Genomic DNA, 11488 nt, shown 5'->3' with positions numbered 1-11488 from the left:
CGGGGACGCGTCAGCCCGTCGTCGGTGTACGGCGCCGCAGCCGCCGCACCCCCCGGACGACGGCAGTGACGATGCCGATGAGCATGATGCCGCCCCACAGCATGTCCGGAACGTTCGTCCCGGCCGGGATCGCGCACAGCAGGAACAGGGCCGCCAGCCCCCAGGTGCGCCGGTCCGGACCCGGCGCGCTCCGGCGGGCCCGCAGCGCCAGGCAGGTCACGGGCAGCAGCAGGACCAGGGCCCACCACATGGGCGCTTCATAGCCGTCGACCGCGTCCTCCACCGGGGAGATGACCAGCAGCAGAGGCACCACCCAGACCGCCACGAAGTAGCAGCCGGTCACCACCGCGCAGAGCGCCCACCACGGCCGCCGGCCGTCGCCGGGGGAGGTACGGAAGGCCAGTTCGGCACGGTCGGCGATGTTGAACGGCGAGTACAGCCGGTGCCCCCGCCGTCCGGTCAGCAGGGCCGGCAGGGCCGTGACCTCGGCCCCCGCGTACCGGGCCAGCGGGCACAGCACGAACCCGAGCAGCGTGTACAGGCCCAGCCCGTCATGGAGGGCGGACGGTCCGAGGTCCAGCGGGTAGAGCAGCGAGGGGAGAAGGAACAGGGCGGTGCCGGTCCACGGGCTCACCCGGTCCAGCACCAGCGCGGACAACAGCCGGTACGCCGCCGTGTACACCGCGGCGACCAGGAGGAAGCACAGCACCGTCCGCAGGAAGTAGGCCCCGTCGAACCGGCTGTCCCGGTCCACCCGGTACCAGACGGCGACGGCGGCGAACAGCAACCGCAGCGCCCGTCCGGCCGGGGGCATGTCCAGCCCGACGGTCGGACGGCCGCCCGGCACGGGGACGGGCCGGCGCGGCCGCACGGCCGCCCTTGGTTCGCTCGTCATTGCGTACACCTCCGAGGTAGGGGGATCGGGAGGTCCCTGCGCCAGGGCGTCCTACCGGGCCGGATCGCCCCAGGGCCTGTCCGGCGGATCAGGTCGCAGGAAATCGGCGGCGCCTCATCAGCGCCGGTGAGCGGGGGCGATGGGGGTCCCCCCGCGCGAGCGCATTCGAGCGTGGGGGTGCGTCCAGCCGCAAGGCGGAGGAGGGCGCCGACGCGATGGGGGAGTCGGCAACCGACGACAACGCCGCAGACGGGCGTGCCAGACCCCGCGTCCGCGGCATGATCCGCCGGACAGGCCCTAGACCAGGACGCCGATCGCCACGCCGTTGACGCCGACGGCGACGAGGGTGAAGGAGGCGCGCACCAGGTTCCAGTTGCGCCACCGGACCCGGCGGTGGATCAGCCGGTCGAAGTCGGGCGGCAGGGACTCGGGATCGAGCGTCTTGAGCCACTTGTTGATCGGCACGTTCCGCTTCAGCGAGACGAAGACGGTGCCGGCCAGCAGCACCACGGCCACGGCGTAGAGCGCCTGCGCGGCGTCCCGGGACACGACCAGCGCCAGGGCCAGGTTCGTCGCCAGCGCGGTGAGCAGACAGACCGGCATGAACGGGTCGAACCGCGTCACCAGTAGCTGGTGCAGGGCGACGTACCGCTGCGGCGGCAGGGTCAGCAGCAGGGGAGCGCCGAGTACGGCGATCATCATGCCGCCCGCCGCCATGCCGCCGCTGACCGCCGCCACCGGTACGAGGATGTGCGTCAACCAGTCCATGACTCTCCGCCCTCCCGGGCCTCACGGCCGCCGACCTGAGGCGCCCAGCGTCGACGGGAGCTCTCAAGCGCGCGCGGAGAATCGCTGGAGAAGGCGCCCCGGACAGGGACCGAGCCAGGGTTTCAGGGTGTCTCGACGGGTTTTCGAGTGGTCATGCCCAGGCTTCGTTCGGTCGAGCCCGGAGGTGAGCGCTGTGGAACCCACGCCCAAGGCCCCGTACCTGCTGCTGTGGTCGGCGTCGGACGAGGAACGCGAAAGTCGCCGGCGGCACGCCCTGCGCCGGTACCTGACCCTTGACGACGAGCCGGACCGGCTGCCGCGCGCGGTCCGGCTCGCTCATCGGCGCCGGGGCCTCGACCCCGTGCGCGGCGCCGTCGTCGCGGACAGCGTCGACGAGGCCGTACAGGAGCTGGCCGAGCAGCCGCGGCACCACACGCCCCAGCAGCGGCCGGTGGCGCTGCTCTTCCCCGGTCAGGGCACGCAGCACCGGGCGATGGCCACCGGGCTGTACGGCTACGAGCCGCTGTTCACCCAGGCCCTCGACCAGGTCTTCGCGGCGTTCGGGCGCGAGGGGTACCGGTTGCGCGACGAATGGCTGTCCGGCGACCCCGACGTGCCCCTGGACGACGCGACCCGCGCCCAGCCCCTGCTCTTCGGCGTCGGATACGCGCTGGGCCGCATGGTGCTCGGCTGGGGTGTCGTGCCGGCCGCGCTCCTCGGCCACAGCGTCGGCGAACTGGTGGCCGCCACCCTCGCCGGGGTGTTCACCCTGCCGGACGCCGTACGGGTCCTGCGCGACCGGATCGACGCCGCCGTGGCCACCGGGCCGGGCGGCATGCTCGCCGTCGCCGCACCCGCCGGCGAACTGGAGGGATACCTGCCGGCCGGCGGCCAGGTGGCGGTCGCCGCCGTCAACGCGCCCCGTCAGACGTTGCTGGCCGGTCCCGATCCGCAGCTGCGCGAGGTCGAGGAGAAACTCCGCGCAGACGGCTTCACCTGCCGCCGCGCGGCCGCGAGGCAGGCGTTCCACAGCCCCGTCATGGACCGGGCCGCCGAACGGGCACGCCCGCTCGTGGCCGCCGTACGGCCCGGCGCGCCGGCGTGGCCGCTGTACTCGGCGTACACCGGCGCGGCGCTCGACGCCGCACGCGCGGCCCGGCCGGGTTTCTGGGCCCGGCAGGTGGCGGACCCCGTGCTGTTCTGGCCGGCCCTCGACGCGCTGCTCGGCAGCGGACGCCACCTTCTCCTGGAGGCCGGCCCCGGCCAGGGCCTGACCACCATCGCCCGCCAGCACCCGGCCGTCCGTTCCGGTGACAGCGCCGTCGTATCCCTCCTCCCGGCCCGGCCGGGACCGCCCGACGAGGACCGGCGCACCCTGCTGACCGCCGCGGGCCGACTGTGGCTGGAGGGTCATGTCCCGGAGCTGACGGGCCCGCGCGCCGACTGCCTGTGAGCCACTTCCCGCCCCGCTCCCGGAGGACCCGACCGTGTTCGAGATGTTGCTCAACGCCGACATGCAGGCCGCCGCGCTCAACGTCCTCGTCTGGGGAGTGGCCGCGGTCTGCGCCGGCCGGCGGCCGGTGGAGCGGACCGCCCGGCGCGGGCGGGCCCGGGCGGTGACGTTGCTGACCCTGCTCGGGCTCGGCACGTTGCTCGTCCTCGGCAGGATCACCACCGTCGTGCTCATGGGACGGGAGAGCCTGCTGTTCGTCATCGACCGGCTCGCGGTGGCGCTGCCGTCGCTGGTCCTGCCGGCCCTGGCGGCGCTCGTCTGCACGGTTCCGCGCTTGCTGGCCTGGGCACGCCGGCCGTCCCTGGAGACACGAACGGCCGCCTTCTCGCCGACGGCCGTCGTACCCGTGCAGGTGACCGCCGTCGGCGCGTTCGTCGGGCTGTGGACGGCACTGGTCACGATTCTGGCCCCACCGCTGCTCGGGCCGGCCCTGCTGATCCACTCCGCGGTCGTGCTGCTCGCCGCCCTGGCCTGGTTCTGGCAGACCCGCAGATGGCTGGCCGCCCGGTCCGGGCCGCGCACGCGGCGTTCCGTCCCGGTACGAGCGCTGCGTGCGGTGGCCGCCGTGGCCGCCGTCGCGGTCGCCGGCACCGGGCTGGCCAATCTGGCCGCCGCGAGCAGCCGACTGCCCGCCAGCATGAGCATGGCGCCCCCGGGTGCCACGGCCGGGGGGCACCACGGAGGTGGGGAGTCCGTGACCGCCGCCGTCGGCACGACCTCCGTCACCGAGCTGACCGGGCCGCGCGACGAACGCCCCGACCGCCGGTTCACCCTGGTCGCCAAGGAGAAGACGATCCGGCTCGCCTCCGGCCGCACCGTCCGGGCGTGGGCGTTCAACGGCCAGGTCCCGGGACCGGACCTGCGGATGCGTCAGGGCGAACTGGTCGAGGTCACCGTACGGAACGAACTGCGCGGCGCGAACGTCGCCGTGCACTGGCACGGTGTGGACGTGCCCAACGCCGAGGACGGTGTCCCCGGCGTCACCCAGAACGCCGTCCGCCCCGGGGGCACCCACGTCTACCGCTTCCGCCCGGATGAGTCCGGGACCCACTGGTACCACTCCCACCAGCAGACCTCGGTCCAGCAGATGAGGGGACTCTTCGGCGCGCTGATCATCGACCCGCCGAAGCCCCGGCCGGCGGACCACGACTGGTTCCTCGCCATGCACTCGTGGGACACAGAGGACACCGAGGACGCCGACTCCGTGCCCGCCCTGGGCCTCGCCGACCGGCTGGAACGCCGACGCGCCGCACCGGGCAGCCGGGTACGGCTGCGCCTGCTCAACTCCGACCGTCTCACCCACGAGTTCTCGCTCACCGGGACCTCCTTCCGGGTCACCGCCCTCGACGGCAACGCCGTGCACGGGCCGACCCCGGTCAGCGGTCAGAAGCTGGCCCTCGGCGCGGGCGCCCGCTACGACGTGGAGTTCGTCATGCCCGACCGTCCGGTGCGGCTCACCGAAGTGCAGGACTTCGTCGGCGCCCGCGACCGGGGTCTGCTGATCAGCGCGGACGGTCGCGGCGAGGTCACCCCCGACATCCCCTCCCGGGTGTTCGACCCGACGACGTACGGCACTCCCGCCCCCACGCCCTTCGGGCCCGAAAGCCGCTTCTCCCGCACCCAGTCGACGGTGTTCGACAACGAGATCGGCTTCTACGACGGCCGTTTCCGGATCACCTGGACCGTCAACGGCAAGGCGTTCCCCGACATCCCGCACCTCACCGTGCGCGAGGGCGACCTGGTACGGCTGCGGTTCGCCAACCGCAGCCACTTCGACCACCCCATGCACCTGCACGGACACCACGTCCTGGTGCTGAGCAGGAACGGCCGCCCGGTGACCGGCAGCCCCGTGTGGCTGGACACGGTGAACGTCCGCGTCGGTGAGGTCTGGGAGGTCGCCTTCCGCGCCGACAACCCCGGCATCTGGATGGACCACTGCCACATCGGTGACCACGCCGTGCTGGGCATGATGACGCACCTGTCGTACGAGAACGTCACCACCCCCTACCGGGTCGGCCGGGAGACCGGCAACCGGACCGAATGAACGGCCGGGCCCGAGGACGCGGACCCGGCAGTCCACGACACGAGGACGGGAGAGCGAACGTGACGGACACGCCTGAGAAGCCCCAGGGGCCCGGCGGACAGCGGCAGTTCTCGCCGGGGGCGCTGCCCGGGATGCCCCCCGGCCACCAGCTGATGTTCTTCTCGGTGGTCGGCTCGGTCAGCCGCGCGATCTGGGCGCTGACCCGGCTCGGTGTCGCCGACCACCTGGCCGACGGCCCCCGCGAGGCGGCCGGGCTGGCCGAGGCCGTCGGCGCCGACGCGGACGCCCTGGCTCGGGTGCTGCGGGCGGCCTCCGCGCTGGGCGTCTTCGCCCAGCAGCCGGACGGGCGCTTCGCCCTCACCCCGGCCGCCGAACTGCTGCGCTCGGACGTGCCCGAGTCCCGACATGACCTGGTGCTGATGTACGGCGACGACCTCACCTGGCTGCCGTACCGGGACATCCTGGACACCTTGCGGACCGGAGAGCCGGCCTTCGCGAAGATCTTCGGACACCCCTACCACGAGCACCTGCGCGCCGACGCCGACGCCGCCGGACGCGTCGCCCGGGCCGTGGCCACCGGCCACCGGGGTGACCTGAGTTACCTGACCTCGCTGATCGACCTGACCCCCTTCTCCCGGGTGGCCGAACTGCGGGGCGACGGCCTGTTCCTTCAGGCGCTGCTGCGCGAGCACCCGCACTGCTCCGGGACCGTGGTGGCGGACACCGCGACCCTGCCCCGGGACGCGCAGGCCCATCTGCTCAAGCAGGTGCTGCACGAGCTCCCCGACGCCGAGGCGGTCCATGTGCTGCGTGCCGTGCGGCAGGCGATGGGAGACGACCCCGAGCGGCGGTTGTTCGTCCTGGAACGGGTGGTCGGCGCGAGCTCGCCGGACCTCGCGGCCGTGGTCGACCTGGACATGTTGCTGATCACCGGGGGCCGCGAACGTACCGCCGCCCAGTGGCGCGACCTGCTCACGACCGCCGGCTTCGACCTGCTCGCCGCGCCGTCCCGGGGCGCTTGGACCGTTTTCCAGTGCCGCCCGACCCAGGCGTGATGGAGCGAGACAAGTACCGCCGAACTGAGGTCCGTGGTGGATCAGGTGCTGACAGGCGTTAGCGTGGTCGGTGCTGACAGCGAGGACTGTGCTGGTTCGGTGCTGGGTCTCGGGGCGGAGCAGGGGGAAACATTGCGGGTCGGAGCGGCGTCTTGAGAATTCTGCACACTTCCGACTGGCATCTCGGCCGGGCGTTCCACCGGGTCAACATGCTCGGGGCCCAGGCCGAGTTCATCGGCCACCTCGTCACGACCGTGCGGGAGCGCGAGGTCGACGCGGTGGTCGTGTCGGGGGACGTGTACGACCGTGCGGTGCCGCCGCTCGCCGCGGTCGAGCTGTTCGACGACGCCCTGCACCGCCTCGCCGGCCTCGGTGTGCCCACGGTGATGATCTCCGGGAACCACGACTCCGCGCGCCGCCTCGGCGTGGGCGCCGGCCTGATCGGGCGCGCGGGGATCCATCTGCGGACCGAGCCGTCGGCGTGCGGGACGCCGGTGGTTCTCGCCGACGGGCACGGAGACGTGGCCTTCTACGGACTGCCGTATCTCGAACCCGCCCTGGTCAAGGACGAGTTCGCAGTCGAGAGGGCCGGGCACGAGGCCGTGCTCGCCGCCGCCATGGACCGGGTCCGCACCGACCTCGCCACGCGCGCGCGGGGCACCCGCTCCGTCGTCCTCGCGCACGCCTTCGTCACCGGCGGCGAGGCCAGCGACAGCGAGCGGGACATCACCGTCGGCGGAGTGGCCGCCGTGCCCGCCGGGGTCTTCGACGGCGTCGACTACGTGGCGCTGGGGCACCTGCACGGCAGCCAGACCATCACCGAGCGCGTGCGCTACTCCGGCTCCCCGCTGGCGTACTCCTTCTCGGAGGCCGAGCACCGCAAGAGCATGTGGCTCGTCGACCTGGCCGCCGACGGCGCGGTCACCGCCGAGCGCGTCGACTGCCCGGTGCCCCGCGCCCTGGCCCGCGTCCAGGGCACCCTGGAGGACCTGCTCGCCGATCCGGAACTCTCCCGGCACGAGGAGGCCTGGGTCGAGGCGACCCTCACCGACGCCGTCCGCCCCGCCGACCCCATGGCCCGGCTCACCGAGCGCTTCCCGCACACGCTGAGCCTGGTCTTCGACCCCGAACGCGCCCCGGACGACCCCGCCGTGTCGTACGCCAAGCGCCTCGCCGGCCGCGGCGACCAGCAGATCGCGGAGGACTTCGTGGCCCATGTGCGCGGCGCCGGGCCCGACGAGCGGGAGCGGGCGGTGCTGCGGGACGCGTTCGACACGGTGCGCGCGGACGAGGCCGTGCGGGAGGTGGCGCGGTGAGGCTGCACCGTCTCGACCTCACCGCGTTCGGGCCCTTCGGCGGCTCCCAGACCGTGGATTTCGACGAGTTGTCCGCCGCCGGGCTCTTCCTCCTGCACGGACCGACGGGAGCAGGCAAGACCTCCGTCCTGGACGCCGTCTGCTACGCGCTGTACGGCTCGGTGCCGGGCGCCCGCCAGGCCGGCCAGGGCACGACTCTGCGCAGCGACCACGCCGCGCCCGGCACGCGCACGGAGGTCCGCCTCGAACTCACCGTCGCGGGCCGCCGGCTGGAGATCACCCGGCAGCCGCCCTGGGAGCGGCCCAAGAAGCGCGGCTCGGGCACGACCCTCGACAAGGCCCAGACCTGGCTGCGCGAGTACGGCGCGACGGCCGGCGCCTGGAAGGACCTCAGCCGCTCCCACCAGGAGATCGGCGAGGAGATCACCCAGCTGCTGGGCATGAGCCGCGAGCAGTTCTGCCAGGTCGTGCTGCTGCCCCAGGGCGACTTCGCGCGCTTTCTCCGCGCCGACGCCGAGGCGCGCGCCAAGTTGCTGGGCCGCCTCTTCGACACCCGCCGGTTCGCCGCGGTCGAGCAGCGCCTCGCCGAGCGCCGACGCGCGGCCGAGGCCCACGTGCGTGAGGGGGACGCCGCCCTGCTGGCCGACGCCCATCGCATGCAGCAGGCGGCCGGCGACAGCATGGAGCTGCCGGAACTGGCACCGGGCGAGCCCGGGCTGGCGGAAGCCGTCCTGAGCGCCGCCGCCGTCGCCCGCAGCACCGCCCGCGAACGGCTGACCATCGCCCACTGCCGCCTCACCGCCGCCGAGTCCGCCCAGGCGGCGGCCGGGCGCGCGCTGGACGAGGCACGCGAACGGGCCCGGCTGCAAAGCCGGTTCGCCGAAGCACGGAAGCGGGCCGCACACCTGGAGGAGCGGGCCGAGGCTCACCGCCAGGCGCGGGCACGCATGGAGCGGGCCCGCAAGGCGGAGGCGGTGGCACCGGCCCTGGAGCTGCGGGAATCCGCCGACACCGAACACCGCCGGGCGGCCGCGGCAAAGGCACGCGCGCGTGGTCTGCTCCCGGAGACCTTCACGGACGCCGGCGCCGCCGGCCTCGCCACCGCCGCGCGCCGGGCCGCCGAGGAGCTGGGCGGGCTGGAGTCGGCCCGTCGCGCCGAGCAGCGGCTCACCGAACTCGTCGACGAGCGCGTCGATCTGGACCGTCAGGAGCGGGCCGACGAGGACGTCCGTCTGGAGACGGAGGCCTGGCTCGCCGGCTGGGAGGCGACCCGGGCCGGTCTTCAGGCCCGTATCGAGACCGCCCAGGAGGCCGCGACCCGCGCCGAGCAGCTCGCCGTGCAGCGCGAGCCCGCCCGGCAGCGGCTCGGCGCCGCGCGGATGCGCGACCAGCTGGCCGGCGACACGGAGACCGCCGCCGAACAGGCCCGTCTCGCACGGGAGCAGGCACTGAAGGCCAAGGCGCACTGGCTGGACGTCAAGGAACAGCGCCTGAACGGCATCGCCGCGGAGCTCGCCGCGCAGCTCACGGACGGCGAACCCTGTGCCGTCTGCGGCGCCACCGACCATCCCGCACCCGCGCGCAAGGACGCCGGGCACGTCGACCGGGAGGCGGAGGAGCGGGCGCTGGCGGCGTACCAGCAGGCGGAGGAACGGCACGCCGAGAAGGAACGGCGCCTGGGCGTCGTACGGGAAGCCCTGGCCGCCGCCACCGCCGAGGCCGGGGACACGCCGACTAGTCAACTCGCCGGAGCAGCCGACGAGTTGGAGCGGTTGTACGCGCAGGCCCGCAAGGACGCCTCCGCGCTGCACGTCGCGCGCGAGGAGCTGCGCCGGGTCGAGGACGAACACGAGCGGCGCACCGCCGCTCACCAGCAGGCGGCGGTGCGGGCCGCCTCCCGGGTCGGTCATCGCGAGCGTCTGGACCGCGAGAGGGCCACTCTGGAGGGGGAGTTGGCCCAGGCTCGTGGCGCGGCCGAGAGCGTGGCCGCGCGGGCCGCGCAGCTGGAGCGGCGGGTCGCGCTGCTGACCGACGCCGCCGACGCCGCGCGTGCCGCCGAGGACTCCGCCCAGCGCCTGAAGGACGCCGACGCCCGCCTCGCCGACGCCGCCTTCCGGGCGGGCTTCGACACACCGCAGGCCGCGGCCGCCGCGCTCCTGGACGACGCGGCCCACCGCGAGCTCCAACGCCGGCTGGACGCCTGGCAGTCCGAGGAGGCCGCTGTACGTGCCGTCCTCGCCGAGACCGACACCGCGGCCGCCGCCCAGCAGCCGCCCGCCGACCTCACCGCGGCGGAGCGGGTCGCGGCCCTCGCGGCCCAGCGGCTGCGCGACGCCGCCTCCGACCGCGACGCCGCCGACCGGCGCTGCGCCGAACTCGACCGGCTGTCCCGGCGAGCGTCCGCAGGGGTACGGCGGCTGGCGCCGCTGCGCGAGGAGTACGACCGCGTGGCCCGGCTGGCCGGCCTCGCCGCGGGCACCTCGGCGGACAACGAACGCCGGATGCGCCTGGAGTCGTACGTCCTGGCGGCCCGTCTGGAACAGGTGGCCGCCGCCGCGACCGTACGGCTGCGACGCATGTCGTCCGGCCGCTACACCCTCGTCCACTCCGACGACCGCAGCGGACGCGGCCGCAGCGGGCTCGGGCTGCATGTCGTCGACGCCTGGACCGGCCGCGAGCGGGACACGGCCACCCTGTCCGGAGGGGAGACCTTCTTCGCCTCCCTCGCGCTCGCCCTCGGCCTCGCCGACGTGGTCACGGACGAGGCCGGCGGGGTCCGGCTGGACACCCTCTTCATCGACGAGGGCTTCGGCAGCCTCGACGACCAGACCCTCGACGAGGTCCTGGACGTCCTGGACTCCCTGCGTGAACGCGACCGCAGCGTCGGCATCGTCAGCCACGTCCCCGATCTGCGACGGCGGATCCACGCGCAGTTGGAGGTCGTCAAGGGGAGGTCGGGGTCGGCGCTGCGGCAGCGCGGCGTGGGGTGAGGTCAGTGGCCCAGCGGGCGCCGGGGCAGCGGCGAGGAGTAGACGACGCTGGTGGTGATCGAGCCCAGCGTGCCGATCTTGCCCGACACCTCTTCCAGGTGCCGCATCGAGCGCACCGCGACCTTGATCACGAAGCAGTCGTCGCCCGTCACGTGGTGGGCCTCGAGGATCTCCGGGGTCACCGCGACGAGATCGTGGAAGGGCTTGTAGTTGCCGTTGGGGTAGCGGAGGCGGACGAACGCCAGGATCGGCAGGCCGAGCCGCTCGGGGTCCACGACGGCCGCGTACCCCTGGATGACACCCGCCTCCTCCAGCCGCCGCACCCGCTCCGTGACCGCGCTCGCGGACATGGACACGGCCCGGGCGAGCTCGGCGAAACTGGCCCGGCCCTCCCGCTGGAGGACGTCGAGGATGCGCCAGTCGGTGGCGTCCGGGGAATACACGGTCATGTCCGAGGAATAGCAGGGAAATCACCGGCCGATCAAGGGGTTCGCCGGGGAACGGCTCTTCAGGGTGTGGTCCGGCGACCGTAGCGGCGACCCCGGCTTCGTCGTGCTCGACTCCCGCTCCACCGAGTCCTGGGACCAGGGCCACATCCCGGGCGCGATCCACCTGCCCACCGCGCTCATCCCCGAGCAGGCCGAGCGACTCCTCGACAAGTCCGTGCCGGTGGTGACGTATTGCTGGGGTCCCGGCTGCAACGGCGCCACCCGTGCCGCCCTCGCCCTCGCCGAACTCGGCTACCAGGTCAAGGAGATGCTCGGCGGCTTCGAGTACTGGGCGCGCGAGGGCTTCGAGTTCGAGACCTGGGAAGGGCGTGAGCGCCGCGCCGCCGACCGGCTGACGGCTCCGGTGGACGCGGCGGACTGCGGCTGCTGACGGTAGGGTCCCGGCGGGGTTTGCATGC

8 protein-coding genes and 1 pseudogene are annotated in these 11488 nt (G+C 73.9%); 6 read left to right on the top strand and 3 right to left on the bottom strand.

The window, feature by feature from the left end; all coding sequences use genetic code 11:
* Positions 1–10: 10 nt before the first annotated feature.
* Together ABT063_RS15935 and ABT063_RS15930 are read right to left on the bottom strand one after the other, a co-directional pair.
* Positions 11–895: a DUF6410 domain-containing protein gene (locus ABT063_RS15935; protein WP_351057938.1), complete on the bottom strand. Its 885-nt coding sequence runs from the start codon at positions 893–895 to the stop codon at positions 11–13.
* A 297-nt stretch (positions 896–1192) separates the two neighbouring features.
* Positions 1193–1663: an anthrone oxygenase family protein gene (locus tag ABT063_RS15930; RefSeq protein ID WP_351057937.1), complete on the bottom strand. Its 471-nt coding sequence runs from the start codon at positions 1661–1663 to the stop codon at positions 1193–1195.
* A gap of 193 nt (positions 1664–1856) precedes the next feature.
* Here ABT063_RS15930 and ABT063_RS15925 point away from each other — a divergent pair, with 193 nt between their 5' ends.
* The 5 genes from ABT063_RS15925 to ABT063_RS15905 all read left to right on the top strand — a co-directional run bounded on the left by ABT063_RS15925 (position 1857) and on the right by ABT063_RS15905 (position 10581).
* Positions 1857–3116 carry an acyltransferase domain-containing protein gene (locus tag ABT063_RS15925; RefSeq protein ID WP_351057936.1) on the top strand — a complete coding sequence of 420 codons (1260 nt, stop codon included), beginning with the start codon at positions 1857–1859 and terminating at the stop codon, positions 3114–3116.
* Positions 3117–3159: 43 nt separating this feature from the next.
* Complete coding sequence (locus tag ABT063_RS15920) at positions 3160–5220, top strand: multicopper oxidase family protein (protein ID WP_351058059.1); 2061 nt, start codon at positions 3160–3162, stop codon at positions 5218–5220.
* Between the two features lie 59 nt (positions 5221–5279).
* Positions 5280–6275, top strand: coding sequence for a methyltransferase (locus tag ABT063_RS15915; RefSeq protein WP_351057935.1), 996 nt, complete (start codon positions 5280–5282; stop codon positions 6273–6275).
* 152 nt (positions 6276–6427) lie between these two features.
* Positions 6428–7591: an exonuclease SbcCD subunit D gene (locus ABT063_RS15910; RefSeq protein ID WP_351057934.1), complete on the top strand. Its 1164-nt coding sequence runs from the start codon at positions 6428–6430 to the stop codon at positions 7589–7591.
* The gene (locus ABT063_RS15905) at positions 7588–10581 is read left to right on the top strand and encodes an AAA family ATPase (RefSeq protein WP_351057933.1); all 2994 of its coding nucleotides are present in this window, start codon (positions 7588–7590) and stop codon (positions 10579–10581) included. Before ABT063_RS15910 ends, ABT063_RS15905 begins: the two co-directional genes overlap by 4 nt.
* Before the next feature lie 2 nt (positions 10582–10583).
* Here ABT063_RS15905 and ABT063_RS15900 read toward each other — a convergent pair whose 3' ends face one another.
* Positions 10584–11030 (bottom strand): Lrp/AsnC family transcriptional regulator, encoded by a 447-nt coding sequence (locus ABT063_RS15900; protein ID WP_124444108.1) that lies wholly within the window; start codon positions 11028–11030, stop codon positions 10584–10586.
* A gap of 85 nt (positions 11031–11115) precedes the next feature.
* Here ABT063_RS15900 and ABT063_RS15895 point away from each other — a divergent pair.
* Positions 11116–11460 (top strand): annotated as a pseudogene (locus ABT063_RS15895) (rhodanese-like domain-containing protein); the annotation flags it as partial.
* Positions 11461–11488 lie beyond the last annotated feature (28 nt).

Source organism: Streptomyces sp. NPDC002838 (assembly GCF_040295365.1).
Taxonomy (GTDB): Bacteria; Actinomycetota; Actinomycetes; order Streptomycetales; family Streptomycetaceae; genus Streptomyces.
The sequence above is the reverse complement of the archived record's forward strand: the minus strand, read 5'-3'. Positions and strand labels throughout refer to the sequence as shown.

Bases quoted from the DNA above. Each gene is read 5' to 3' on its own strand.
- ABT063_RS15935 (WP_351057938.1), bottom strand. From the start codon at position 895: ATGACGAGCGAACCAAGGGCGGCCGTGCGGCCGCGCCGGCCCGTCCCC.
- ABT063_RS15930 (WP_351057937.1), bottom strand. From the start codon at position 1,663: ATGGACTGGTTGACGCACATCCTCGTACCGGTGGCGGCGGTCAGCGGC.
- ABT063_RS15920 (WP_351058059.1), top strand. From the start codon at position 3,160: ATGTTGCTCAACGCCGACATGCAGGCCGCCGCGCTCAACGTCCTCGTC.
- ABT063_RS15900 (WP_124444108.1), bottom strand. From the start codon at position 11,030: ATGACCGTGTATTCCCCGGACGCCACCGACTGGCGCATCCTCGACGTC.